This window comes from Streptomyces sp. NPDC014734 (assembly GCF_043083325.1).
GTDB lineage: Bacteria > Actinomycetota > Actinomycetes > Streptomycetales > Streptomycetaceae > Streptomyces.
In genome coordinates, this window is the sequence record NZ_JBIBYN010000005.1 from 306,226 (window position 1) to 330,635 (window position 24,410).

The 24,410-nt window shown below is 74.6% G+C and carries 11 protein-coding genes; all 11 read left to right on the forward strand.

Annotated features, from left to right (window positions below; genetic code table 11):
• Genes ACF1CT_RS11920 through ACF1CT_RS11970 form a run of 11 tightly spaced genes read left to right on the forward strand, consistent with a single transcriptional unit; the run spans nucleotide 1 to nucleotide 24,230 of the window.
• Nucleotides 1-831 carry a thioesterase II family protein gene (locus tag ACF1CT_RS11920; RefSeq protein WP_391783678.1) on the forward strand — a complete coding sequence of 277 codons (831 nt, stop codon included), beginning with the start codon at nucleotides 1-3 and terminating at the stop codon, nucleotides 829-831.
• Nucleotides 828-2,474, forward strand: coding sequence for a condensation domain-containing protein (locus ACF1CT_RS11925; protein WP_391783679.1), 1,647 nt, complete (start codon nucleotides 828-830; stop codon nucleotides 2,472-2,474). Before ACF1CT_RS11920 ends, ACF1CT_RS11925 begins: the two co-directional genes overlap by 4 nt.
• Nucleotides 2,464-4,350: an amino acid adenylation domain-containing protein gene (locus tag ACF1CT_RS11930; protein WP_391783680.1), complete on the forward strand. Its 1,887-nt coding sequence runs from the start codon at nucleotides 2,464-2,466 to the stop codon at nucleotides 4,348-4,350. Before ACF1CT_RS11925 ends, ACF1CT_RS11930 begins: the two co-directional genes overlap by 11 nt.
• Nucleotides 4,347-8,993: a beta-ketoacyl synthase N-terminal-like domain-containing protein gene (locus tag ACF1CT_RS11935; RefSeq protein WP_391783681.1), complete on the forward strand. Its 4,647-nt coding sequence runs from the start codon at nucleotides 4,347-4,349 to the stop codon at nucleotides 8,991-8,993. The genes ACF1CT_RS11930 and ACF1CT_RS11935 overlap by 4 nt, the downstream gene beginning before the upstream one ends.
• On the forward strand, nucleotides 8,986-10,254 hold the full coding sequence (locus tag ACF1CT_RS11940; protein ID WP_391783682.1) for a MupA/Atu3671 family FMN-dependent luciferase-like monooxygenase: 1,269 nt from the start codon (nucleotides 8,986-8,988) through the stop codon (nucleotides 10,252-10,254). The genes ACF1CT_RS11935 and ACF1CT_RS11940 overlap by 8 nt, the downstream gene beginning before the upstream one ends.
• Nucleotides 10,251-14,378, forward strand: coding sequence for an amino acid adenylation domain-containing protein (locus ACF1CT_RS11945; protein ID WP_391783683.1), 4,128 nt, complete (start codon nucleotides 10,251-10,253; stop codon nucleotides 14,376-14,378). The genes ACF1CT_RS11940 and ACF1CT_RS11945 overlap by 4 nt, the downstream gene beginning before the upstream one ends.
• Nucleotides 14,371-15,636 carry an MFS transporter gene (locus ACF1CT_RS11950; protein ID WP_391783684.1) on the forward strand — a complete coding sequence of 422 codons (1,266 nt, stop codon included), beginning with the start codon at nucleotides 14,371-14,373 and terminating at the stop codon, nucleotides 15,634-15,636. Before ACF1CT_RS11945 ends, ACF1CT_RS11950 begins: the two co-directional genes overlap by 8 nt.
• Nucleotides 15,633-18,848, forward strand: coding sequence for a condensation domain-containing protein (locus ACF1CT_RS11955; RefSeq protein ID WP_391783685.1), 3,216 nt, complete (start codon nucleotides 15,633-15,635; stop codon nucleotides 18,846-18,848). The genes ACF1CT_RS11950 and ACF1CT_RS11955 overlap by 4 nt, the downstream gene beginning before the upstream one ends.
• Nucleotides 18,845-20,152, forward strand: coding sequence for an enoyl-CoA hydratase/isomerase family protein (locus tag ACF1CT_RS11960; protein WP_391783686.1), 1,308 nt, complete (start codon nucleotides 18,845-18,847; stop codon nucleotides 20,150-20,152). Before ACF1CT_RS11955 ends, ACF1CT_RS11960 begins: the two co-directional genes overlap by 4 nt.
• Complete coding sequence (locus ACF1CT_RS11965; protein ID WP_391783687.1) at nucleotides 20,149-21,720, forward strand: AMP-binding protein; 1,572 nt, start codon at nucleotides 20,149-20,151, stop codon at nucleotides 21,718-21,720. Before ACF1CT_RS11960 ends, ACF1CT_RS11965 begins: the two co-directional genes overlap by 4 nt.
• Complete coding sequence (locus ACF1CT_RS11970) at nucleotides 21,717-24,230, forward strand: amino acid adenylation domain-containing protein (RefSeq protein ID WP_391783688.1); 2,514 nt, start codon at nucleotides 21,717-21,719, stop codon at nucleotides 24,228-24,230. Before ACF1CT_RS11965 ends, ACF1CT_RS11970 begins: the two co-directional genes overlap by 4 nt.
• The last annotated feature ends 180 nt before the right edge of the window (nucleotides 24,231-24,410 follow it).

Sequence of the window (24,410 nt, forward strand, 5' to 3'; positions counted from 1 at the left end):
TTGACTCGTGACACAGACATTGACGGTGAGGACACGGACCGCTGGCTCCGGTGCTTCCGTCCCGAAGCCGAGACCAGGACCGGGGCCGAACGCACGGTGATCTGTTTTCCGCACGCGGGAGGTGCGGCCAGCTACTACTTCGGCCTGTCCGCGACACCGCCCGCGGGCACCGAGGTGCTGGTGGTGCAGTACCCGGGGCGGGAGAACCGGCTGTTCGAGGAGCCCCTCGCCTCCGTGGCGTCCCTCGCGGACTCCGTGGCCCGGGTGCTGCGGGCCCGGCGGGTGAACCGGCCCGTCCTGTTCGGGCACAGCATGGGGGCGCTCGTGGCCTTCGAGGTCGCCCGGCGCCTTGAGGAGGCGTCCACGGCCTCGGCTCCGGGGCCGGTTCCGGCCGCGCTCGTCGTCTCGGCATGTGCCGCGCCCTCGCACCACGCGGACCGCGCGCGGCTTCTGCACGGAATCGAGGAGGAGCGGGACGCGGATGTCCTCGCGCGGGTCGTGGGACTCGGCGGCACCGGCCGGGCGGTGGCCGAGAACGAGGAACTCGTCCAGCTCTTCCTCCCGGCGCTCCGCGCCGATCTGAGCGCGGTGCGGGGGTACCGCGCGGCGGCGGACGCGACGGTGCGCTGCCCGATCACGGTGTGTGTCGCCGACGCCGACCCCGATGTCCCGGTGGCGGGGGCCGCGCTGTGGGGCCGCCACACGTCGGCGGGCACCTCGGTGCACGTCTTCGAGGGCGACCACTTCTACCTCGGTACCTGGCCGCGGCGCCTCCTGGACCTGCTGCTCCCGGCCGTGCACCCCTCGTGTCCCGAGGTCGTGTCCGCATGACGGCCCCGGGATTCGTGGAGGAGGAACTCGCCCTGCTGTGGGGCGAGGTGCTGAACGTCACGGGTGTCGTTCCCACGTCGCGGTTCGGCGCGCTGGGCGGCGACGGGGGCACCGCGGACCGGCTCGCCGCCCGGATCGACGCGGACCTGGGTGTGCGGGTCGACCCGGCACGACTGCTCGGCGCGGACACCCTGGGAGCCATGGCCGGGCTGGTGCGCGAGGCCATGCGGGCACCGGCGGCGGAGCCGGCCGGGGCGGCACCGGCGGTCGCCGGCCCGGGGGTGCGCGACGAGCGCCCGCCGCTCTCCTTCGCACAGCAACGACTCTGGTTCATGCAGCAGTTGGACCCCGACACCACCTTGTACAACGTGCCCACGGTGCTGCGTCTGCACGGCGTCCTGGACCGGGCGGCCCTGGGCCGCGCCCTGGACGCGCTGGTCGCCCGCCACGAGGTGCTCCGGACGACGTACGCGGCGCCCTCCGGGCGCCCGCATCAGGTGATCGCTCCCCCGGCGCCGGTGCCGTTGCCCCACACCGACCTCGCGGGCGAGCCGGACCCGGTGGCGGCGGCGGAGCGCGTCGCCGCCGAGGAGGCGGCACACGTCTTCGACCTGGCCACCGCGCCCCCGTTGACCGCCCGGCTGGTCCGGCTCGGCGACACGGAACACCGACTGATGCTGACGTTCCATCACATCGCCGTCGACGGCGCGGCGGTGACCATCCTCTACCACGAGCTGGGGCTGCTCTACGGCTCCGGGCCGGGGACGCTGCCCGAGGTGACGTGGCACTGCGCGGATCACGCCGCCGCGCAGCGGGCCCGGCTCACCGGTCGTGCGCTGGACTCCCTCACCGCCCACTGGCGCTCCGTGCTCGGGGACGACCCGAAGGCCCCGGCCCTGCCCTCGGACCGGCCCCGCCCCGCCACCAAGAGCTTCCGCGGCGCGGTCACCAGCCGCGAGCTGCGCCCCGAACTGTCCCGTGCGGTGAGGGACTTCGGCAGACGTGAGCGGGCCACCCCGAACATGACGCATCTGGCGGCGCTGTACGCGCTGCTGGCCGGATGGGCGGACACCGCCGATCTCACGGTGGGCATTCCGGCGGCGGGGCGCAACCGCCCCGAGGCGCAGGACATGGTGGGCTGCCTGATCAACATGGTGCCGGTCCGGGCCCGGCTGGACGGCGACCCCGGCTTCCGGGAGCTGCTGGCCCGGGTGCGCGCCGCGGTGCTCGACGCCACGGCACACCAGGACCTGCCCTTCGACAAGCTCGTCGAGGCCCTCGTCTCCCGGCGCGGGCGGGACTTCATGCCGGTCTTCCGGGTGATGTTCAGCTATCTGGGCGGGCGGCGGCCCCCGGTCTTCGACGGGCTCGACGGCTGTGTCCTGGACCTCACCGGCCCCCAGGACACCGCCAAGTACGACCTGAGCCTCTACGTGGAGGAGCGCGGCGACGGCGTCGCGCTGACCCTGGAGTACGACACCGACCTGTTCGGGCCGGACACCCCGGCCGCCCTGCTCGCCGCCTACGAGCGGACGTTGGAGGAGGTCGTCGCCTTCCCCGACAGGCCGGTCCCGGACCTCGCGGCGGTCCGGTCCATCGGCACCGGCCCCGGCACTGAGAGGAACACCGATCGTGAGCGTTGACGGACGGGCCCGGGCGGGCCAGGACACCCCCGGGACCCTGCACGCGTGGTTCGCACGGCGGGCCGCCGAACGCGGCGACGCCGTCGCCGTGACGGCCCCCGACGGCCGTGCGACCTACCGGGAACTGGACCGCGCCGCCAACCGGCTCGCCCACCACCTGAGGTCGCTGGGCGTCGGCCCGGAGGTACGGGTCGCCGTCCGGACGCGGCGCACCACGGACCTGGTGACGGCGCTGCTCGCGGTGGTCAAGGCGGGTGGGGCGTACGTCCCGGTGGATCCGGCGAGTCCGCCGGAGCGGCAGGCGTTCGTGCTCGCCGACGCCGGGGCGACGGTGCTGGTGACCGACGAGCCCGACGGGGGGCCGCGCGCCCCGCACACCGTGGTGACCGGTCCCGGCGGCACCGGCCTCGGCGACCGGCCCGACACCGCTCCCACGGGCGTCACGACGGGTCCGGCGCATCTGGCGTACGTCATCTACACGAGTGGTTCGACGGGCACGCCCAAGGGCGTCATGGTCGAGCACCGCAATGTGACGGCGCTGCTCGCCGGGGTGCGGGAGATGTTCCGGTTCGGGCCCGAGGACGTGTGGTCGATGTTCTCCTCGGCGGCGTTCGACGTGTCCGTGTGGGAGATGTGGGGCGCGCTGCTGCACGGTGGCCGCCTGGTCGTCGTGCCGGACGACGTGCGACGGTCCCCGGGGGACTTCCACGCGCTGCTGCGCCGGGAGCGCGTCACCGTCCTCAACCAGACCCCGTCCGCCTTCCGGCAGTTGGTCCGGTACGAGGAGGAACGGGCGGCGGAGGGCACCGGCCCGGCGGAACTCGATCTGCGGCTGGTGGTCTTCGCCGGGGAGGCGCTGCCGCTGGCGTCGCTGCGCCCGTGGATCGCCCGCCACGGCGACGCGGCGCCGGTGCTGGTGAACATGTACGGGATCACGGAGACCACGGTGCACTCCACCCGTCGGCGGATGACGGCGGCCGACTGCGGGGACGCGGGCGACAGCCCGATCGGCGGGGCGCTCGACGGCTGGACGATGCGCGTGATCGGTGCCGACGGCCTGGAGGCGGCGCCGGGCACGGCAGGTGAGCTGTACGTCGGTGGGGCCGGGGTGACGCGCGGCTACCTGGGCCGCCCGGCCCTCACCGCGGAGCGCTTCGTGCCCGATCCGGAGGCGTCGGTGCCCGGTGCGCGCCGGTACCGTTCGGGCGACAGCGCCCGGCGCGACGCGGACGGCGACCACGCGTACCTGGGGCGGCTGGACCTCCAGGTGAAGGTGCGCGGACACCGCATCGAGCTCGGCGAGATCGAGAACGCGCTGTCCCGGCATCCGGCGGTCGGCGGCACTGCCGTGATCGTCGACCGGGATGCCGCCGGGGAACCGCGGCTGGTGGCGTACTGGGTCGCCGTGGCCCCGGCCGGGCCGTCGGAGCTGCGCGAACACCTCGCCCGGAGCCTGCCCGAGTACATGCTGCCGAACCTGTACGTGGTGCTGGACCGGCTGCCGCTGACGCTCAACGGCAAGACGGACCGGCGGGCGCTGCCCGCCCCGGACGCGGTGCGGCCCGACCTGGACGCGGGGTTCGCCGCCCCGGACACCCCCGTCGAGAAGGCGGTGGCGGACATCTGGGCCGAGGTGCTGTCGGTCGACCGGGTGGGGCTGGACGACGACTTCTTCGAGCTGGGCGGCCATTCGATGCTCGCCACCCAGGCCGTGGCCGTCGCAGCGGAGCGGCTGGGCGTCGGGGTGACGCTGCGGATGCTCTTCGACCGGCCGACGGTACGGGAACTCGCGGGCGCCCTTGACGCATCGCTCGCGGCACAGAACGGGTCCGGCGAAAGCCGGTCCACATCCGAACCGCACGGGGGGAACGCATGACGGAACGCGTGACGCACGAGACGGAGCTGCCCGAGCAGTGCGTGGCCATCATCGGGATGAGCGGGCGCTTCCCGGGCGCCGAGGACGTCGACGCGCTGTGGCGCATGGTGGTGGCCGGTGAGGAGGGCGGCACCCGTTACACCGACGAGGAGCTCGCCGCGGCCGGGGTGCCGCAGGACCTGCTGGACGATCCGGCGCTGGTGCGGGCCGGTTTCCCGTTGGCCGGGTTCGACCGCTTCGACGCCGACTTCTTCGGCGTCACCCGGTCCGAGGCCGAGCTGATGGACCCGCAGCACCGGCTGCTCCTGGAGACGTCCTGGCAGGCCCTGGAGCGGGCCGGCCACCCGGCGGGCGCCACCGGGGGCCGGACCGGGGTGTTCGCCGGCGTCTCGGGCAGCGGCTATCTGCGCGAGCGCATCCCGCACGGTGGCGCGGACGGCCGGGTCTCGGACGAGATCCAGGTGGCCATCGGCAACGATCCGGGCATGACGGCGCTGCGGGTGTCGTACAAGCTGGGCCTCACCGGTCCCAGCCTCACCGTGCAGAGCGCCTGTTCCTCGTCGCTGGTGACGGTGCACCTCGCCGTTCAGTCGCTGCTGAGCCGCGAGTCGGACCTGGCGCTGGCCGGTGGGGTCGCGGTGCGGGAGTTCGAGCCGCGCGGCTACCGCTACGAGGAGGGGGCGATCCTCTCCGCGGACGGGCACTGCCGCCCCTTCGACGCGGAGGCGACCGGCACCGTCTCGGGCGACGGCGTGGCGATGGTGGTGCTCAAGCGGCTCCAGGACGCCGTCGCCGACGGCGACCACATCCACGCGGTGATCCGGGGCAGCGCCGTCAACAACGACGGTGCGGCGAAGATCGGCTTCACCGCGCCGTCGCAGCACGGACAGGCCGAGGTCGTGGCCGAGGCGCTGGCGGTCGCCGGGGTGGAGCCGGACACGGTCCAGTACGTCGAGGCGCACGGCACGGCCACGCCTCTCGGCGACCCGATCGAGGTGCAGGCGCTCACCGAGGTCTTCGGCCCCGGCCTCGGCCCGGGGACGGTGCATCTGGGCTCGGTGAAGTCGAACGTCGGCCATCTCGACGCGGCGGCGGGGGTCACCGGTCTGATCAAGGCGGCACTGGCGCTGGAGCACCGGCACATCCCGCCCACCGCGCACTTCGGCAGCCCCAACCCACGTCTCGCGCTGGAGAAGGGGCCGTTCCGGGTCGACGCCGAGGGGCTGCCCTGGCCCGAGACGGAGCGACCGCCGCGTGCCGGGGTGAGCGCCTTCGGTATCGGCGGCACCAACGCGCACGTGGTCCTGGAGGCGGCACCGTCCGTCCCCGGAGCCGGGGACGACGCCGGGCGGGAACCGGCGGACGACTGGCAGGTGCTGCCGTTGTCGGCCCGCACCCCCGAGGCCCTGCACGCCTCGGCCGAACGGCTGGCCGCCGCGCTGGAGGCGGAGCCGGGCGGCGGGCTCGCCGACGTCGCGCACACCCTCCAGACCGGCCGTGCCGTCCTCCCGCACCGCCGCGCCGTGGTGGCCGGTGACCGGGCGTCGGCCGCCGCCGCGCTGCGCCGCCCCGCGCCCGCCACCGGGCCGGTCGCAGCGGACGCCCCGGCGCCCGCCGTGGTGTTCCTCCTGCCCGGCCAGGGCGCGCAGTTCGTGGGCATGGGCGCGGACCTCCACCGTCACGAGCCGGTGTTCCGCGAGGCGTTCGACCGCTGCGCCGAGATCCTGCTGCCGCTCATCGGCCGGGACCTGCGCGAGATCGTGTTCGCCGCCGACGGGGACGGGGCCCGCGAGCGGCTGCGGCAGACCCGGTACACCCAGCCCGCCGTGTTCTGCGTCGACTACGCCCTGGCGCGTCTGCTGATGTCCTGGGGCGTGCGCCCCGACGCGATGACCGGGCACAGCATCGGGGAACTCGTCGCGGCCTGCCTGGCCGGGGTGTTCACGCTGGAGGACGCGTTGCGGGTGGTGGCCCGGCGGGCCGCGCTGATGCAGGACCTGCCGCCCGGCCGGATGCTGTCCGTGCTGCTCGACGAGGACGCGCTCACCGGGGCGCTGGACGGCCGGGCGACGATCGCCGCCGTCAACGCGCCGGGGTCCTGCGTGGTGGCCGGAACCCCGCAGGAGGTCGCCGGGGCCCGTCGGCTGCTGACGGAACGGGGCGTGTCCGTGAAGGAGCTGGAGACCTCGCACGCCTTCCACACCGCGCTCGTCGAACCGGCGCTGCCCGGGCTCGCCGAGGTGCTGCGCCAGGTGCGGCTGAACAGGCCTCGCATCCCGTTCCTGTCCAACGTCACGGGCACCTGGATCACCGACGAGCAGGCCACCGACCCGGAGTACTGGGTCGCCCACACCCGCCGCCCGGTGCGGTTCTCGGACGGGATCGGCGCGCTGGCCGAACGCGGTGCCGCCGTCTTCGTCGAGGTGGGCCCCGGAAGCCAGTTGAGCGGTCTGGTGCGAAGCCGCCCGGAGCCCTCGGTGGTGGTGGCGCCGCTGCGCCGGCCGCGCGGCACCGCGGAGGCCGCCGGGCACCGGTCGGTGCGCGAGGGGCTGGGCGAGCTGTGGCGGCTCGGGGTGCCGGTCGACTGGGCGGCGCTGCACGGCGGCCGGGCCCGGCGCCGTGTCCCGCTGCCCGCCTACCCCTTCGAGGGCCGCGCCCATCTGCTGCCCCGGCCGGAGACGACGTCCCCGGGCGGGAGTGCGCGCACCGACCCGGCCCGGTGGACGTACGCCCCCGTCTGGCATCGCGCGCCACTGCCGGTCGCGCCGGAGGAGACCGCCGGTGAGCCGCCGACCTGGCTGGTCCTCGCCGACGAGCGCGGCCTCACCGACGAGGTGTCCGCCGCGCTGCGGGCGGACGGCCACACGGTCGTCACCGTGCGCAAGGCAGCGGCGTACGCCCGCACGTCCGGGCACGACTTCACCGTCGATCCCGCCGACCCCGGCCATCTCCCCCGTCTCGTGAGGGAGTTGCGCGGTGACGGCACGACGCCCGACCGTGTCCTGCACGGCTGGTCCGTCACCGACGGGGACGGGGACAGGAACGGCGCCGCGGACAGCTACCGCGACGCGCTGGACGCGGGCTTCCACAGCCTGGTCGCGCTGGCCCAGACCCTGGGCGAGAGCGGCGAGGACCGGCCGGTGCGCGTCGACGTCGTCACCGACGCTCTGCAGGACGCCCACGGCTGCGCCGTCGTGCGCCCCGAACGGGCCACGCTGTACGGCGCGGTCACCGTGCTCCCCCAGGAGTACGCCTGGCTGACCTGCCGCGGCGTCGACGTCACGCTCCCGCACGACGCGCCGGAACGCGCCAGGGTGACCGGGCAGCTGGCCGCCGAGCTGGCGGGACCGGGCCGCGAACCCCTCGTCGCCTACCGGGGCGCCCAGCGGCTGTTGCGGGCCTTCGCCCCGGTGGAACTGGCGGCGGTACCGGCCGCGCGGGCGTGGCGGGAGGGTGCCGGGTACCTGGTGACCGGGGTGTCCGGCGAGGCCGGGCTTGCCTTCGCCGAGCACCTGGCGTCCGCCGGGGCGCGGCTGATGCTCGTCGGCGCCCCCGGCTTCCCCGCGGAGGACGACTGGACCGCCTGGCGGGAGGGCGCGACGGGTGACGACGAGACGGTACGGGACCGGGTAGCACGCCTCGCCGCGCTGCGGGCGGCCCGGCCGGACGACGTCGTCTACCGGGGCGCCGATCTCGGCGACCGCGCCCGGGCGGACCGCGTCGTCGCGGAGGCGCGGGAGCTGTTCGGGGCAGTCCGCGGAGTGCTCCACTTCGCCGACGAGCGGGGATCGGGCCTGGTGGCGCTGAAGGAGCGGGGCGACTTCGACGCGGTGCTGGCCGCCCGGGTGCGCTCCACACTGCTGCTGGACGAGCTGCTGGCCGCCGACCCGCCCGACTTCTTCCTGCTCGGCTCGGCGACCACGGGCGTCCTCGGCGGTTTCGGCCAGTCCGAGAACTGCGCCGCCGCCGCGTTCCTGGACGCCTACGCCCAGGCCGCCGCGGGCGCCGGCCGGAGCGCGGTCACCGTCGACTGGGCGCAGTGGGAGTGGGACGACTGGTTCGAGCAGCAGATGGCGGGCCTGCCCGAGGTGCGCGCGCTCTACGAGCGGCTGCGCCGCACCCAGGGTGTCCCGGTCGCCGACGGCCTGGCCCTGGCACGGGCGGCCCTCGCGGGCGGGCTGCCGCAGGTCGTGGTCTCCCGGGCGGACTTCCAGGATGTGCTCGCCGACCAGTCGGGGCTGACGGCGACGTCGTTCACCGACGCGCTCGGCAGCGGGCGGGAGCGGTCCGACGACGACTGGGACCCGGCGACGGTGTGGCCGGACGACGAGGTCGCGCGGTCGGTGGCCGGGGTGTGGCGCGACATGCTCGGGGTGTCGCCGATCGGCCCGGACGACGACTTCTACGACCTGGGCGGCAACTCGCTGTTCGCGATCCAGATCGTGGGACGGCTGCGCCAGGCGCACGGCGACTTCCCGATGAGTGCCGTCTTCGAGGCACCGACCGTTCCGGCGCTGGCCGCCGCGATCCGGGCACACCAGGCCGAGGCGATCGGCCTCGACGAGTTCGAGGCGCTGCTGCGCGAGGTCGAGGGCCTCTCCGCGGACGAGGCCGAGGCGAAGCTGAAGGGCGATCATGTCTGACGAGACCACCGGACCCGACGAGAACGAGACGACGCGACGGCTCCAGGAACGGCTGGCCTCGCTCTCCCCCGGGCAACGGGCCGTTCTGGAGAGATCGCTGCGCGACCGGGGCGCCAAGGCGCCCACCTCGCTGGACGCCGGGGAGCGCGCCGCGGCCCGGGCCACCGCTCCGCGCCGCGCCCGGCGGCCGGACAGCGTCATGGACTTCAGCCTGTTCTTCTTCTCCGGCGACGGTTCGGCGGCCGGGCCGGGCAAGTACCAACTGCTGCTGGACAGCGCCCGCTACGCCGATGCCAACGGCTTCAGCGGCATCTGGGTCCCCGAACGCCACTTCGTGGACTTCGGCGGCCTCTACCCGAACCCGTCGGTGCTGGCCGCCGCCATCGCGGTGCTCACCGAGCGGATCCAGATCCGGGCCGGCAGCGCCGTCCTCCCGCTGCACCACCCGGTGCGGGTGGCCGAGGAGTGGGCGGTCGTGGACAACCTGTCGGGCGGGCGGGCCGCGATCTCCGCCGCGTCGGGCTGGCACCCCGACGACTTCATCCTCGCGCCCGGTGACGGGCAGCGGCGCTACCCGCACCGCAAGGACGAGATGTTCGAGGCGATCGACACCATCCAGCGGCTGTGGGCGGGCGAGAGCGTCGAGCTGCCGCGCGCCGACGGAACGCCGCAGACCGTCCGCACGCTGCCGCGCCCGCTCCAGCCGTCGCTGCCGGTGTGGGTGTCGGCGCAGGGCAGCCCGGAAACGTTCGTGCGGGCCGGTGAGATCGGCGCGCACCTGCTGACCGGGCTGGTGGCGCAGCGGCCCGCCGACCTGAGGGACAAGGTCGCGGCGTACCGCGAGGCGCGGGCCGCGGCCGGGCACGATCCGGCGGCGGGCCGGGTGACGGCGATGGTGCACACCTTCCTCTGGGCGGACGTGGACGAGGCGAGGGAGCTGGTGCGCGGTCCGCTGACCGGTTACCTGAAGACCTTCCTGGCGCAGCAGGACAGCTTCGGCAGCGAGTTCTCGAAGCTCGGTGACGCCGAGCGGGATGTGATGCTCGCCGCCACCTTCGAGCGCTACTTCGACTCGCTGGCGCTGCTCGGCACCCCGGACACGTGCGAGTCGCTGATCGAGGACCTGGTGGACATCGGGGTGGACGAGGTCGCCTGCCTCGTCGACTTCGGCCTCGACCAGGACCGGGTGCTGAAGGGTCTGGAACACCTCACCGAGCTCAGGAACCGGTACCGGGGCACGTCCGAAGGAGAGCGGTCATGACGGAACTCGCCGACCGGCTCGCCGGTCTCACCCCGGCCCAGCGCGCCCTGCTGGACCGCCGGATGCGCGAGCGCGCCCAGGCGCCCGCCACGGCGGGGCCGATCACCCGGCGCACCGGCGGGAACCGGATCCCGCTCACGGTGGACCAGGAACGGATCTGGCTCATCCACCAGTTCGACCCCGGTGACCCCGTCTACAACGTGTACTTCGCGTCGCGGCTGCTCGGCGCACTCGACGCGGACGCGCTGCAGCGCGCGGTGGACGCCTTCGTGGACCGGCACGAGGCGATGCGCACCACGTTCGAGCAGGACGGCCACGCGCCCGTGCAGGTCGTGCACGCGGCGATGCCGGTGCCGGTGCGTCATCTGGATCTGCGTCCCGTTCCCGCCGGGCGGCGCGAGGAGGAGATGCTGCGGCTGGCCACCGAGGAGCTGCGCACCCCCTTCGACCTGGTGCGCGGCCCGCTGCTGCGGGTGGCGCTGCTGCGCCTGGGCGACCGGGAGCACGTGCTGGTCGGCACGGTGGACCACCTGGTCTGGGACCGGGGTTCGATGGGTGTCTTCAACGCCGAGATCGCCGAGTTCTACACGGCGTTCGCCACCGGCCGGGCACCGGAACTTCCGGCGATCGAGGTGCACTACCCGGACTACGCCGAGTGGCAGCCGCGATGGCTGCGGGAGGAGGTCGCACGCCGGCACCTGCCGTTCTGGAAGCAGCGGCTCGACGGCGCCGCCCCGGTGCTGGAGCTGCCCACCGACCGGCCGCGCCCGCCGATGCAGACGTCGAACGGTGCCCGCCACCAGTTCCCGCTGACCCCGGAACTGACACAGGCCGTCCGGGACCTGGCCCGGCGCGAGGGGGTCTCGGTCTTCGTCGCGCTGCTCGCGTCCTGGCAGGTGCTGCTGCACCGGCTGTCCGGGCAGGAGGACATCGTGGTCGGCACCACGTCCTCCACCCGCGGCCGGCCCGAGACGGAGCCGATGGTCGGCTACTTCCTGACCATGCTGCCGCTGCGCACCGAGGTCCGGCCCGGGATGACGGTGCGGGAGCTGCTCCGGGCGACGCGGACGACGATGCTGGGGGCGTTCGACCACAACGACATCCCGTTCGGGACGCTGCTGGACGAGCTCGCGCCGGACCGCGATCCGAGCCGTACACCGCTGTTCCAGACCTCGTTCATCCTCGTGGACTTCCACCACGAGGAGGAGGCGCCGATGGCGGGTCTTGAGGTCGAGGAGCTGATGCTCGACAACGCCACCGCCAAGGACGACGTGATGCTGGGCTTCTTCGACGACCCGGCGGTCGCCGAGGACCACTTCCACGCGGTGCTGGAGTACAACACCGATCTGTTCGACGAGTCCACGATGGCCCGGATGGCCCGTCAGATCGTGCGGCTGCTGGAGCAGATGACCGGGAACCCGGAGCTGGCCGTGCGCGATCTGTCGCTGGTCGGGCCCGAGGAGGCCCGCACGCTGCTGGTGGAGTGGAACGACACCGCGGCACGGCGCGAGGCGGGCGTGTGCCTGGAGGACCTGGTGCGGCGATCCGCGTCCACCGCCCCGGACGCGATCGCCGTCTCCTGCGGCGACGAGCGGGTCACCTACGCCGAACTCCTCGACCGGGCGGGCCGCCTCGCCTCCCATCTGCGCCGCCGCGGAGCGACGGCCTCCAGTGTCGTCGGGGTCTGCCTGGACCGTTCGGTGGACCTGGTGACCGCGCTGCTGGGCGTGCTGATGTCGGGCAGCGCCTATCTGCCGCTGGACGCCGGGTATCCGTCGTCGCGTCTGGTGGACATGACCACCGACGCGGGCACCGGGCTCGTGGTGACCCGTTCGGGGCTGCTGGACGCCCTCGACGGCTGTCCGGGCGAACGGGTGTGCCTGGACACCGACGCGGCGGCCGTCGCCGCCGAGTCCCCGGAACCGTCCCGGGCCGAGGGCGGCGAGGACCGGCTCGCCTACGTCATCTACACCTCGGGATCCACCGGCCGTCCCAAGGGCGTGGAGATCACCCACCGCAACCTGGTCAACCTGCTGCTGGCCATGGTGGAGGAGATCGGCCTGGGCGCGGACGACATCCTCGCCGCGGTGACCCCGGTGACCTTCGACATCGCGGGGCTGGAGCTGTACGCCCCGCTCGTCGCGGGTGCGCGCACCCATGTCGTGCGCAAGGAGGAGGCGGTCGACGGGCGGCGGCTGACGGCCGTGCTCGCCGGGAGCGGCGCCACCGTCATGCAGGCCACCCCCGCGACCTGGCATCTGCTGGTGGAGGCCGGCTGGGACGACGACGGACGGCTGCGCGCCCTGGTCGGCGGCGAGGCGCTGCCCCCTTCCCTGGCCGAGCGGCTGGTCCGCGCGCCGGGCCGCGCCTGGAACGTCTACGGCCCCACCGAGACGACCGTCTGGTCCACCGCGCACCGGCTGGACAGCGGTACCGGGCAGATCTCGATCGGCCGACCGCTCGCCAACACCCGGGTGTACGTCCTGGACGACCGGCTGCGGCCGGTTCCGGTCGGTGTGCCCGGCGACCTGTACCTGGGCGGCACCGGTGTGGCCCGCGGCTACCGCGGGCGCCCGGGCCTGACCGCGCAGCGGTTCGTGCCGGACCCGTTCGGCGGCCTGCCCGGCGCCCGGATGTACGCGACCGGCGACCGGGCGCGGCTGCGCGCGGACGGCACGCTGGTCTTCCTCGGCCGCGACGACGGCCAGGTCAAGCTGCGCGGGTTCCGCATCGAACTCGGCGAGATCGAGGCGCGGCTGGAGGAGCATCCCGCGGTGCGCCGGGCGGTCGCGCTGGTCCGGGAGGACCGGCCCGGCGACATGCGGCTGGTGGGGTACGTCGAGTGCGCCGACGCGTCGGCGTCGGCGGAGGCCCTGCGCGAGCACCTGCGGGGCCTGCTGCCGGACTACATGGTGCCGTCGGTGATCGTCCGGCTGGAGGCCCTTCCGTTGAACACCAGCGGCAAGGTCGACCGCCGGGCGCTGCCCGCGCCCGTCGTCGAGCGGGACGCCGGGAGCTACGTCCCGCCGCGCGACGCCGTCGAGCTGGAGGTGGCGCACATCTGGGAGGAGGTGCTCGGGGTGACGCCGGTCGGGCTGCACGACCGGTTCTTCGACCTGGGCGGGCACTCCCTGCTGGTGCTGCGGCTGATGGCGGAGATCGAGCGGCACTTCGGGCAGCAGCTGCCGATGGCGGCGATCTTCCGGGGCGCGACCGTGGAGCGGTTCGCGCGCATGCTGCGCGAGGGGTACCAGGAGGAGGACGGCGTCCATCTCGTGGAGATCGGTTCCGGGACGTCCGGGGACCCGGTGTTCTTCGCCCACCCGGCGGGCAGCGAGGTGGTCTGTTACATGCCCTTCGCCGGGCTGGTCGGGGGCGACCGCCCGCTGTACGCCCTCGCGTCGCCGCCCCCGGTCGACGGGGTGCTGCCGTTCGGCGGTTTCGGGGAGCGGGCCGCCGCGTACGCGGACCTGATCCGCGAGGTGCAGCCGCGGGGGCCCTACACCCTGGCCGGCTGGTGCTACGGCGGTGCCAACGCCTTCGCCGTCGCCGGTGAGCTGGAGAGGGGCGGTGCGCAGGTGTCGGTCGTCATGATGGACGCGCACGCCCCCGCCGTCGTCCCGGCCGGATCGGAGCCGGACCGGGCCGACATCGTCGAGGCCGTCGCCGCGAACCTCCAGTGGGGCTACGGCGAGCGGCTGAAGGCGGCGGACGAGCTGCGGACCATGACGTCCGAGGAACACCTCGACTACCTGCTGGAGCTGGCACGCGCCTCCGACTACCTGCCGCCGGACGCCGGACGCGAGCAGATCAGCCAGGTCCTCGACCTGTGGCTGGCCAATCTGCGGCTGTTGTGGAACTTCCGGCCGACACCGCTCCAAGGGCGGGTCACACTGCTGCGGGCGGCCGAGGAGGAGAACGACCTCGCCGCCTCGTGGCGGGAGCTGACCGGGCAACAGGTCGATGTCCGGACGGTCCCCGGCAACCACTACACGATGATGCGCCACCCGCACGTCGGGAAGCTGGCCGAGGTCCTCGACGAGGTCGTGGGCGGACCCGTCGGCGGAACGCCCGGCGACGGGGCGGCGCCGGCACCGGCAGGAAAGGCCGTGAAGCATGCTTGAGCTCCTCAAGGACCGGACGTACATCCGTTACTGGCTGTCCGTCGTCGCGTCCTTCCTCGGTGACGCCATCACCAAGATCACTCTGATCTACGTGGTGGCGACCGAGACGGACAACCCGGTCCTGTACGTGTCGCTGGTGGTCATCGCCCAGTTGCTGCCCTCCGGTGTGCTCGGCGCCTTCGTGGGCCCGCTGGCCGACCGGATTCCGGCGCGGCTGCTGATGGTCGGCTCGGACCTGGTGCGGGCCGTGCTCGCGCTGGCGATGATCACCGTGCGCGACGAGCCGCTGCTGCTGCTCGTGCTGATCCTGCTCAGCGGCGTCGGCAAGGCGGTCTTCGAGACCGCCCGGATCACGGCGATCCCGCTGGTCGTGCGGGGGCACAGCATTCCGACGGCGGTGGCGCTCTTCCAGTCCACCAACCACACCCTCAACCTGGTGGGTCCCGCGCTCGGCGGGCTGCTGCTCGCCATCGGCAGCGTCACCGCCGTCTTCGTCATCGACGCGGCGACGTTCGTGCTCTCGGCGGTGCTGCTGGGCAGCATGGCGGTGCTGCGCGAGGTTCCCGTCCCCGGGCCGGACAACGGCCGGGAATCCTACTGGCGGTCCCTGCGCACCGGCGTCGGCGGGGTGCTGGCCGTTCCCTCGCTGCGCTTCCTCGCGGTGGTGCTGGTGCCCGTGATGCTGGCCCTCGGACTCTTCACCACCAACCTCAACTCCCAGCTGCTGGCGGTCTTCGACCTGAAGCCGTTCGACTTCGGCCTGTCCCAGGCGGCGTTCGGCGCCGGATCGATCGCCGGTGCGCTGACCGGGCCGCCGCTGGTCCGCAGGTTCTCCGACCGGAAGCTGCTCATCGGCTCCATCGTCCTGTTCGGGGTCTCCCTGCTGCTGCTCGACCCGACGGGCCGGCTGCGGGACTCGCTCGGCGTGTCCGTGGTGCTGGTGTGGTGCCTGGTGGCGGGGCTCGGCTCCGGGCTGTTCCAGGTTCCGGTGGCCAACACCCTGCTGAGCGATCTGCCCGAGGCCCTGCGGGGCCGGGGCGTCGGCCTGCTCAACGCGCTGATGGTCAACTTCACCATCCTCGGCGTGGTCCTGGGCGGGATCGCCGCCGACCTGGTCGGCATCGCCCACTCGATCGTCCTCACCGGCGCCGTGCTGCTGCCCGCCGCGGCCCTGCTCGCCCTGCACTCGGTGCGCGGCGCGCGCCGGGCCGGGACGGCCGCGGGTCCGGCACCCGCCGACTCGGAGGTGGCCCGGTGACCACCGACCGGTACCTCCCGCTCACCCCGGCCCAGCGCAGACTGTGGGCGCTCGCCCAACTGCGCCCCGGCGACCCGTTCTTCAGCATCCCGTTCGCCGTCACCGTCGACGGGCCGCTGGACACCGGGGCCCTGCGCCGGGCCCTTGACGAACTGGTGCGCCGGCACCCCGCGTTGCGCACCCGGATCGTGCGGGACGCCTCCGGCGAGCCCGTGCAGCGCGTCGGCGCGCCGGCACCGGTGACGGTGGAGAGCGTCGAGGCGGCGGGCCGGGCCGAGGAACTCGCCGACGCCTTCGCCCGCACCCCGTTCGACGTGGACGGCGGGCCGCTGCTGCGCGTGCGGCTGCTGCGGGTCGACGACACCGCGCACCGGCTGCTCGTCGGCGTCCACCACATCGTCTTCGACGGGGCGTCGCTCGATGTCTTCACCACCGAACTCGTCGCCCTGTACGGGGCGTTCGCGCAGGGCCTGCCCTCGCCGCTGCCGGAACCGGCGGTCGACCAGGGAGCGTTCCTCACCGCGCGCGCGGAGCGGGACGACCGGGACCGCGGCGAGAACCTGCGGTACTGGACCGGGCGCCTGGCCGGTGCCCCCGAGGTGCTGGAACTGCCGCTGACCGGGGTGCGCCCGGCTCGCGGCGGGCACGACGGCGGCCGTCGCGGCGCCGTCGTGCCGCACGAGGTGGTGGAACCGCTCCAACGGCTCGCCCGGGCCCGCCGGTGCAGCCTGTTCATGGTGCTCAAGGCGGCGGTGGACGTGGTGCTCAGCCAGTACGGCGGCACCGACGTGCTCACCGGCATGGCCGTCTCCGGACGCGATTCGACCGACAGCGCCGGACTGATCGGCTACCTCACCCGGCCCGTGGTGCTGCGTTCCGACCTGTCGGACGACCCGGCGTTCGACGAATTGCTGAGCCGGGTGCGCGGCGACCTGCTGGACGCCCTGGACCACGCCGACCTGCCCGTCGACGAGGTGATGGACGCGCTCGGCGTCGCCCGCGACCCGAGCTACCACCCGCTGTACCAGGTGATGTACACCCACCAGCCCGCCGCTCCGGTCCGCCGGGCGGGCGGGGCGGTGTTCCGGACGGCGGAACTGCGGCTCCCCACGCTGAAGACCGATCTGGCGATCGACACCGTGGAGACCGGGGACGGGCTGCTGGTCCTGGTCGACTACCGCACCGACCTCTTCGAGGACGCCACCGCGGAGCTGCTGACGGCCCGGCTGCGGACCGTGCTGGAGCGGATCGGCGCGGACCCGCGGGCCCGGGTCTCCGCGCTGCTGCGGCCCACCGCGCGGGAGCGCGCGCGGCTGGTCGGGGAGGGGGACCCGGCGGCCGGGGAACCCGACGCCGAGGAGTGCCTGCACACCCTGGTCGCCGAGCAGGCCGCCCGTACCCCGGACGCCGTCGCCGTGGCGGCCCGGGGGCGGACCTGGAGCTACCGGAGCCTGGACGCCGCGGCGGAACGCCTGGCGGCCGGGCTGCGGCGGCGCGGCGTCGGCCCCGAGGTGTGCGTGGGGGTGTGCGCGCCGGTCTCCTTCGACCTCGTGGCCGCCCACCTCGCCGTACTGCGGGCGGGCGGCGTGTGCGTGCCGCTGGATCCGGCGGCACCCGCCTTCCTGCTCCGCCTGGCCGTGGACGACCTGGGGGTGGACACCGTCCTGGCGGACGGCGTGTCCTTCTCGCTGTTCGACCACACCCGGGTCCACGTGGTGGAGCTGGACGCCGCCGACGCCGGGCCGGATGCCGGGGCCCCCGGCACCGGGACGCCGGAAGGACACGCCGCGCCCGGCCCGCGCAACGCCGCCTGGGTGCTGCGCACCTCCGGCGCCACCGGAGAGCCCAGGGCGGTCGTGGCCGAGCACCGGCAGCTCGTGTCCCGGCTGCGCTGGGCCCACCAAGCGCTGCCCGCCGCGGCGTTCGACGCGGTGGTGCCGCTCGGCCCGCCGGACGCGCCGGGCGCGGTCTTCGAACTCTTCGCCCCGCTCACCCGGGGCGGCCGGGTGGTCGTGCCGGACGGCTCCGCCCCGGGCACGGTGTACGCGGCCCCCTCGGAGCTTCCCGCGTCGGTGCCCGGCGCCGCGCACGTACTGACCGGCGGCGAACCGCTGGTGGCCGCGCGGGGGCGGGCCGCGTACGACGCCGGGGCCCGAACGCTGCACCACCTGTACATCACCGCCGAGACCGCCGGACCCGCCCTCGGCGGGCCGGTCCCGCCGGACGGCACGGACCCGGTGGCCCTCGGTGCCCCGGCCTCGGCGACCGCGTACGTCCTGGACCCGCGGGGCCTGCCCGTCGCGCCGGGCGTCGTCGGCGAACTGCACATCGGTGGACCGGCGGTGACCCGCGGCTACCTGGGCATGCCGGGCGCGACCGCGGAGCGGTTCCGGCCCGACCCGTTCGCGACGCGGCCGGGCGGGCGGCTGTTCGCCACCGGTGACCTGGCGCGCCGGACCCCGGACGGGCGCCTGGTGTTCGCCGGGCGGGCCGCGGAACAGGTCCGGGTGCGGGGCGTCCGGGTGGCCGCGGCCGACGTGCGGGCCGCGCTGCTGGCGCACCCCGCGGTGGTGCGCGCCGACGTGCTTACGGATTCCGGGGAGGCGGGCGACCGGGGCTCCTCGGCGACGGACGGCGGGCTCGCCGCCGCAATCGTGGTCCGGACCGGCACCGGCGCCACCGCCGACGTGCTGCGCGGGCATCTCGCGGAGTCGCTGCCCGGGTACATGCTGCCCGCGCGGCTGGAGGTGCTGGACCGTGTGCCGCTGCTGCCCGGCCAACGCGTGGACCGCACCGCGCTGATGAGGGCGCTCGGCGAGGCGACGGCACGGCGCGAGGCCGCACGGGAGGCGGCCGGGCAGCCGGTCGACGAGGCCGAACGCCTCGTCGCGGAGGTGTGGGAGCGGGTCCTGGGCCGCGTCGTGGGCCCTGAGGTCGGCTTCTTCGACGCGGGCGGCAACTCGCTGCTGCTCATCCGGCTGCGGGATCGTCTGCGGTCCGCGCTGGGGCGCGACATCGATGTGATCGACCTGTTCCGGCACTCCACCGTCCGGTCCATGGCCGCGCTGTTCGCGGGCGCGGCCGACGGCGGACCGAACGGCGCACCCGGCACGAAACAGGTGACGTCCGGGGCCGGATCCGAGCGCGGCCGGGCGAGGCAGGCGGCGATGGGATCGAACGTCCGTGCACGCGGCAGGGGGAGGACCCGATGACGACGACCGGCACGGAGGCCGTGCCCCGGCTCGGCGGGGCCTACTCCGACGACCTCGCGGCGACTGCCGCCTTCCTCACCCGCATCGAGGACGAACCGGACGCCGCCGGACCGGACGGCGGGGCCGACGGGCCGCTGCGCACGGCCGCCCGCCGGGTCCGGCGCCGTTTCGTCGGGCTCCACGCGGAGCGGCTGTACGCCGAACTCACCGACGACCGTCGGGCGTTCCGCCGTCTTGACGAACTTGCCGCCGGGGCGGCGGAGCTGGTGCCCGGTCTGGTCCCGACGAAGGAGCAGATCGAGACCGAGCGGCGGCGTCCGCAACGGGAGAAGGAGGGCCGGGAGATCGACCACGGCATCCTCTTCCACGGGCTGCTGCGTTCCCGGACGGCGGGACGCCACCTGATGGAGGCGATGCGCAGGCCGACCCCGGGGGCGCTGGCGGCACTCGCCGGTTTCCGCGCGAGGGGCCGTGCCGACCTGGGCATCGCGTCCGTCGAACGGCGCGGCGAGGTGGGCGAGGTGACCGTGAACAACGCGGAGTTCCTCAACGCGGAGGACGATCTGCTCGTCGCGGCCCTGGAGGTCGCGGTCGACCTGGTCCTGCTGGACGACCGGATCCGGGTCGGCGTCATGCGCGGCGCCCCGATGACCCATCCGCGCTACGCCGGGCGCCGGGTGTTCGGGGCGGGCATCAACCTCACCCGCCTGTACCGGGGCGAGATCTCGCTCGTCGACTTCTTCCTGGCCCGTGAACTCGGCTACATCAACAAGGTGTTCCGCGGTCTGAGCGTGCCGGACGACGGCCGGGACTGGCTGCCCGAGCCCGTCGAGAAGCCGTGGGTGGCCGCCGTGGACACCTTCGCGATCGGCGGCGCGGCGCAGATCCTGCTCGTCTTCGACCGGGTGGTCGCGACCGACGACGCCTACTTCACCCTGCCCGCGCTGCGCGAGGGCATCATCCCGGGGGCGGCGAACCTGCGGCTGCCCCGGGTGGCGGGCAACCGGCTGGCCCGGCAGTCGATCTTCGCCGACCGGCGGATCGACGCGTCCTCGCCCGAGGGGCGGCTGCTGTGCGACGAGACCGTGCCCGCCGCGCGCATGGACGCGGCGGTCGACGCCGCGGCCGTCGCCCTCGCCGACCCGGCCGTCGTGGCGAACCGGCGCGTCCTGCACGCGCACGAGGAGCCCGAGGACCTGCTGCGGCACTACCTGGCGGACTACGCCGTCGAACAGTGCCGACGCCTGCACAGCCCCGACCTGGTGGAGAACCTGGAACGCACCTGGATATCGAGGAACCGATGACATCCGTTCAGCAGCGCACCCTGTACCAGTGGTTCGAGGAGTCGGCCCTGCGGCAGCCGGACCACCCGGCACTGGAGGTCGGCGACGAGGTCCTCTCCTTCGCCGGGCTCCGGGCCCTGGCCATGACCCTGGCGGAGCGGATCGTGCACAAGCACGGCCGCGCCCCGCGCCGGGTGGCGCTCGTCGCCTCCCGGACGGTCGCCGCCTACGCGGGATATCTGGCCGCCCAACGGCTCGGAGCGGGCATCGTCCCGCTCAACCCCGACCATCCCGACCAGCGCAACCTGGACATCGCCCAGCGTGCGGGGGTGGAGGTCGCCCTGGTCGGCGGGCGGTCGGCCGGTCTGTTCGCGCGCCTTCCCGAGCGGCACCGGCCGACCGTGCTGGAACTCGACGAGGACGAGCGGGCCGACGGCCCCGTGCCGGAGGGAACGCCGCCCGCGGCGTACGACCTGGACGGCGAGGCGTACCTCCTGTTCACCTCGGGATCGACCGGCCAGCCCAAGGGCGTGCCGATCCTGCACCGCCACATCTCGCCGTACCTCGCGCACAACATCACGCGCTACGGGATCACGCCCGGCACCCGGCTGTCGCAGGTGTTCGGGCTGACCTTCGACGCGCACGTCTTCGACCTGTTCGCGACCTGGGGCGGCGGGGGCACCCTGGTCGTGCCGTCGGCCACCGACCTGTACTCCCCGGTGGACTTCATCGTGGAGCGGCGGCTCACCCACTGGTTCTCGGTTCCTTCGGTGGTGCGTGAGGCCCAGCGGCTCGGCAACCTGCCGCTGGGCCGGGCCGTCACCCTGCGCCACAGCCTGTTCGGCGCGGAGCCGGTCACCGCCCAGCACGTCGCACTGTGGCGCGAGGTGGCCCCCGCCTCGCAGATCCACAACGTGTACGGCCCCACCGAACTCGCCATCTGCTGCACCAACCACCGTCTGACCGGGCCGAGTGCGCGGTGGCCGCAGTATCCGGGCGGCACCGTGCCGATCGGGGTGATGTTCCCGCACATGGAGGGCGTCCTGCTGGGCGGGGACGGGCTGCCCGCCGACGAGGGCGAGTTGTGCGTGCGCGGGCCGCAGCGGTTCGACGGCTACCTCGACCCGCGGGAGAACGCCGGACGGTTCCTCTCCTACGAGGACGGGGGCCGGGCCGTCGCGTACGACGGCTCCGCCCCGCTCACCGACCGCCACTGGTACCGCACCGGTGACCGCGTCCGCCGCGTGGACGGCGTCATGGTGCACTGCGGCCGACTCGACCAGCAGGTCAAGGTACGCGGCCACCGTGTCGAGATCGGCGAGGTGGAAGCGGTGCTGCGACGCCACCCGTACGTCGTCGACGTCGCGGTGGCCGCACTGCCCACGGACGACGGCGAGACCGAACTCGTCGCCGCGTACGCCGGACGCGCAGTGGATCCCGCCGTGTTCGAGGCGTGGCTGGGCGACCAGGTGCCCCTGCACATGGTGCCCGCCCGGATCCGGCGGCTGGACGGACTACCGCTCAACGACAACGGAAAGACGGACCGCAACGCACTGGCGCGGATCCTCGCCACCCGGGAGGGGTCATGACCGACGCACCCATCGACGCGCTGGACCACCGGCGCACCGAACTCGCCGGTCTGGAGCCCCTGGGGCTGCCCACCGACCTGCCCCGCCCCTCGGCGCCGGACGGCGGGACGGCCCGGCACACCCGGACCGTCCCGGCCGGCGCCGCCGACGCCCTGCGCAAGGCTGCCGCGGATCGCAGCGTCGCCCCGCCGGTCGCGCTGCTCGCCCTGTACCAGCTCCTGCTGGGCCGGTGGAGCCGGAAGCACGACGTCGCCGTGGGCACGCCCCGGGACGGCGAACTCGTCGTCGTCCGGACGGATCTCGACGGCGATCCGGACCTCGGGCGGCTCGTCGGGCGGGCCGACGCGGCCCTGCGTTCGGCCGCGGCGCTGCCCGGGCCTTCGTTCGGGGAACTCGCCGCCGCCCTCGAACCCGGGGCCCCGCACGGTCATCACCCCCTCGTACAGGCGGTGTTCGCCACCGAGGACGCCGTGTGGACCGCCGCGGCCGGTGGTTGCCCGCCCGATCTGGTGCTGCGTCACGCCGAGCACGGGGCCGAGATCCGGCTGTCTCTGGAGTACCGCACCGCCCTGTTCACCGCCGCGACCGCCGAACGGTTCACCGACGCCCTCCTCACCCTGACGCGGGGCGTCTGCGCGAACCCGGACGCCGCCGTCGGCGGGCTCGACCTGCTCACCCCGGACGAGCGCGACCGGACGCTGGAACGGGGCCGCGCCGCCGTCGGGTTCCCCACCGGTGCGACGGTCGCCGGGCTGGTCTCCGAGCAGGCCGCACGCACACCGGACGCGACGGCCGTGGTGTTCGGCGCCGAGGAGGTCGACTACCGGGAACTGGAGGACCGGGCCGGACGGCTGGCCCGCCACCTGCGCGCGCTCGGCGTGGCGCCGGACGTGCCGGTCGGTGTCTGCCTGGAGCGCGGCACCGAGCTGATCGTCGCGCTGCTGGCCGTGCTGAAGGCGGGCGGGGCCTTCGTCCCGCTCGATCCGGAGCATCCCGCGGAGCGCCTCGCGTTCGTCCTCGCCGACACCGCGGCGCCGGTCGTCGTCACCCAGGAGTCGCTGCGCGGCCGGCTCACCGGCGCGGGGCGGACCCTTGTCGCGGTGGACACCGACCGGGAGGCGATCGCCGCCGCCCGCGACGAGCTCCCCTCCCCCGCGTCCGGACCTGAGCACCTCGCGTACGTGCTCCACACCTCGGGCTCCACCGGCACCCCCAAGGGCGTCGCCGTCACGGTGGGTTCGCTGGTCAACCTGCTGCTCGGAATGGGCCGGACGTTTCCCTCGCCCGCCTGCGACCGGGTGCTGTTCACCACGTCGTCCACCTTCGACATCGCGAACGTCGAGGTGTTCCTGCCGCTGATCACCGGTGGCACCCTGATCGGCGCGGACCGGAACCAGGTGCACACGCCGAGCGCTCTCGCCGGCCTCGTCGACCGGCACGCCGTCACCCTGGTCCAGGCCACGCCCTCGGCCTGGCGGCCCCTGCTGGACGCCCTCGGCGACCGGGAGGCGCCGCGCGAGCTGACCCTCTTCACGGCGGGCGAGGCGCTGCCCGCGGAACTGGCCGCGAGGATGCTGCGGGTGGGCCGCCGGGTCGTCAACGGCTACGGCCCGACGGAGGCCACGGTCTACGCGACGACCGCGGAGATCCGCGACGCGACGGACCCGGTCCCGATCGGACGGCCCACGGCCAACACCGAGGTCTACGTCGTGGACGGGGCCGACCGGCCGGTGCCGGTCGGTGTGCCCGGTGAACTGCTCATCGGTGGTGCGGGGCTGGCCCGCGGCTATCTGGGCCGGCCGGACCTGACGGAGCGGCGGTTCACCGGGGCTCCGTTCCCGGGGGCGGCCGGGCGGGTGTACCGCACCGGGGACCTGGTGCGGTGGCTGCCCGACGGGAACCTGGAGTTCCTGGGGCGGCTGGACCACCAGGTGAAGGTGCGCGGCTTCCGCATCGAGCCGGGTGAGATCGAGGCGGCGCTGCTGGCCCACGCGGACGTCGCGGCCTGCGTGGTGATCGCTCGTGAGGACGTGCCGGGCGGGCGGGCGCTGGTCGCGTACTGTGTGCCGGCCGCGGGCCGGGCGCTCGGGGTCGGTGCCCTGCGCGAGTGGTGCGGGCGCACCCTGCCCGGCTACATGGTGCCCGCCGCGTTCGTCTTCCTCGACCGGCTGCCACTGACCACCAGCGGCAAGACGGACCGGGCGGCACTGCCCGCGCCGGACGGCGACCGGTCCGGCCTGGAGACCGGGTTCGTGGCGCCGCGCACCCCGGCGGAGCGGGCGGTGGCCCGGGTCTGGGCCGAGGCCTTGTGGGCCGACGAGGTCGGCGCCCACGACGACTTCTTCGAGCTCGGCGGGGATTCGCTCGTCGCGACCCGGGCGGCGCTGAAGCTCCAGGAGGAATTCGGCCTGGAGATCCCGGTGCACGTGCTGTTCTCCTGCTCGACGGTCGAGACGCTCGCGAGGGCCCTGATGACCGCGCGCCGGGGCGGGGGCTTCCCCGCCTCCTGAAAGCCCGTCGGGTGACCTCTGACCGGGCGGTACGACGTGAAGGGGCCGCGTCCGCCGTCCCCGCCGGGGCCCGGACCCCGTTCCCGTGTGCCTCCCGGCCGTACGGCCCGACCGCCCGCGCGGGCCCACGCCCCGGTCGTCACCGCGACGCGCCCCGCCCCATCGCCCTTCCGACACAGA

What these genes read in the sequence shown, in the direction of transcription:
- ACF1CT_RS11940 (WP_391783682.1), top strand. Translation starts at nt 8,986, where the DNA reads ATGTCTGACGAGACCACCGGACCCGACGAGAACGAGACGACGCGACGG.
- ACF1CT_RS11950 (WP_391783684.1), top strand. Translation starts at nt 14,371, where the DNA reads ATGCTTGAGCTCCTCAAGGACCGGACGTACATCCGTTACTGGCTGTCC.
- ACF1CT_RS11970 (WP_391783688.1), top strand. Translation starts at nt 21,717, where the DNA reads ATGACCGACGCACCCATCGACGCGCTGGACCACCGGCGCACCGAACTC.
- ACF1CT_RS11925 (WP_391783679.1), top strand. Translation starts at nt 828, where the DNA reads ATGACGGCCCCGGGATTCGTGGAGGAGGAACTCGCCCTGCTGTGGGGC.
- ACF1CT_RS11960 (WP_391783686.1), top strand. Translation starts at nt 18,845, where the DNA reads ATGACGACGACCGGCACGGAGGCCGTGCCCCGGCTCGGCGGGGCCTAC.
- ACF1CT_RS11965 (WP_391783687.1), top strand. Translation starts at nt 20,149, where the DNA reads ATGACATCCGTTCAGCAGCGCACCCTGTACCAGTGGTTCGAGGAGTCG.
- ACF1CT_RS11935 (WP_391783681.1), top strand. Translation starts at nt 4,347, where the DNA reads ATGACGGAACGCGTGACGCACGAGACGGAGCTGCCCGAGCAGTGCGTG.
- ACF1CT_RS11945 (WP_391783683.1), top strand. Translation starts at nt 10,251, where the DNA reads ATGACGGAACTCGCCGACCGGCTCGCCGGTCTCACCCCGGCCCAGCGC.